2 protein-coding genes are annotated in these 1,256 nt (G+C 34.2%); both read left to right on the top strand.

Features of this window, described 5'->3' with window-relative positions; all coding sequences use genetic code 11:
* Positions 1–370: S16 family serine protease (locus ACW2QF_RS14130; RefSeq protein WP_455716651.1), on the top strand; the 370-nt coding region annotated here is incomplete at its 5' end.
* A 70-nt stretch (positions 371–440) separates the two neighbouring features.
* Positions 441–1,139 carry a ribosome biogenesis GTP-binding protein YihA/YsxC gene (yihA, locus tag ACW2QF_RS14125; protein WP_455716650.1) on the top strand — a complete coding sequence of 233 codons (699 nt, stop codon included), beginning with the start codon at positions 441–443 and terminating at the stop codon, positions 1,137–1,139.
* Positions 1,140–1,256 lie beyond the last annotated feature (117 nt).

Raw genomic sequence — 1,256 nt, 5'->3', positions numbered from 1 at the left:
ATATGGAATTGATAAAGATTTCTTTGCAAAGAATGATATTCATATTCATATTCCAGAAGGTGCTGTACCTAAAGATGGACCATCAGCAGGTATAACAATGGCAACAGCAATGTTATCAGCAATTACTGGTACTAAGGTTCGTGCAGATATAGCTATGACTGGTGAGATTACTCTTCGAGGCAGAGTTCTTCCAATTGGTGGTTTGAAAGAAAAAATCTTAGCAGCGAAAGCGGCAAAAGTTAAGTTAGTTCTTGTACCTAAGAAAAATATGAGTGATATAGAAGAACTAGAAAAAGAAATTGTTTCTGGAATTGATATTAAATTCGTAGATACAATGGAAGAAGTATTATCATATGCTCTTGTAAAATAGATACCAATAGGTCTGAAATAAGATTAGTAAAATTATACACGAATGTAGGCGTGTATAGATGGGAGTAACTATGCATATAAAAAGTGTAAACTTGGAAACCGTATGTGGTGTAACAAGTGTGCTACCAAAGAATGATAAAGTCGAGATTGCCTTTGCTGGGAAATCAAATGTAGGTAAATCTTCACTTATTAATGCGTTGATGAATCGTAAAGCTTATGCAAGAACATCATCGCAACCAGGTAAGACACAAACCATAAACTTCTATAATATTAATGAGGCGGTGTATTTTGTAGATCTTCCAGGATACGGATATGCCAAAGTTTCATTAGCATTAAAAGAAAAATGGGGAAAGTTAATTGAGAAGTATCTTCGTACATCAGAACAACTTCGTATTATCTTCCTGTTAGTTGATATTCGTCATGAACCTTCAGCTAATGATAAGAATATGTATGATTGGATTGTCCATAATGGTTATAATCCAGTTATTATAGCTACAAAGTTAGATAAGATTAATCGTAGCCAGAAAGATAAGCATGTTAAAATGATCCGCAAAGGGTTGAATACAGTAGAAGGAACACCAATTATTCCATTTTCCTCTGTAACAAAACAAGGTAGAGATGAAATCTGGGAACTGATAGAATTCACAATGAATGGTGGATTTGATGAAGCTGATGAAGAAATCGATGATGAAGAAGAATCTGTAGATGATATTTCTAGCTTAGAGATGAATTCTAATATGGAAGAAAGTATTGATACAACTGAAAACTAAGAAAAACGCTATGTAAGAAATTCATAATATGATTTCTACATAGCGTTTTTGGTCGTTATGAAGTTAGGCTCTTTGTCAAGTGTTGGGGTACGAGGTGCGTTGCACCCGTACCAATAC

It is taken from the genome of Anaerosporobacter sp. (genome assembly GCF_965301125.1).
The sequence above is the reverse complement of the archived record's forward strand: the minus strand, read 5'-3'. Positions and strand labels throughout refer to the sequence as shown.

Excerpts from the sequence above, each read along its gene's own strand:
- yihA (WP_455716650.1), top strand. The coding sequence starts at position 441 with ATGCATATAAAAAGTGTAAACTTGGAAACCGTATGTGGTGTAACAAGT.